Genomic DNA, 554 nt, shown 5'->3' with positions numbered 1-554 from the left:
TGGCCCCAGGCCCAGGCGTACTGGGCTTCCAGCTCGTTGCGGGCGCTGGACAAGCCCCCTGCCCCCTGCACGGTGACCATGGTCTTTTTCTCCGGGTCGTAGCGGTGCACCGAGGCCACGTGCATCGCCTCCCGGTCGGACACAAAGCTGTAGCAGGTGTTGGCGATCAGCGGCTCGCGGTTGACTTCCTGGCCCTGCAGGAGGGCCACGACGGCCGCAGCGCAGATCTTGCCGTGCTGGTTGGCCATGTGGCCCGACTTGGGCATGGCCGGCGCCGATTGGGTGGCATCCCCTAAGACGTGCACGCCCTTGGCCACCTTGGACTCGTAGGTCAGGAAGTCCACTTCGCACCAGCGCCCGTTGGCCGTGATGAGCCCCGCCTGCTTGGCGATCGCTCCAGCCCGCTGCGGTGGCACAACGTTCAAAACGTCGGCCTTAACGTTTTCGAACTGTAACTTCGCCGTCAGGGTGGAAGCATCCACGTCCACTAGCTCGCTGTTGGCCCGGTACTCGATCATGCCCTTGTAGAGGTCTTCCCACGCCTTGGTAAAGAG

1 protein-coding gene is annotated in these 554 nt (G+C 64.3%); it reads right to left on the bottom strand.

Features of this window, described 5'->3' with window-relative positions; all coding sequences use genetic code 11:
• A partial coding sequence (locus ACTFO6_RS17530; protein ID WP_439935713.1) for an FCSD flavin-binding domain-containing protein occupies positions 1–554 on the bottom strand: 554 nt, incomplete at both ends.

The sequence above is a fragment of the Pelomicrobium sp. G1 genome (assembly GCF_051905455.1).
Taxonomy (GTDB): domain Bacteria; phylum Pseudomonadota; class Gammaproteobacteria; order Burkholderiales; family UBA6910; genus Pelomicrobium.
The sequence above is the reverse complement of the archived record's forward strand: the minus strand, read 5'-3'. Positions and strand labels throughout refer to the sequence as shown.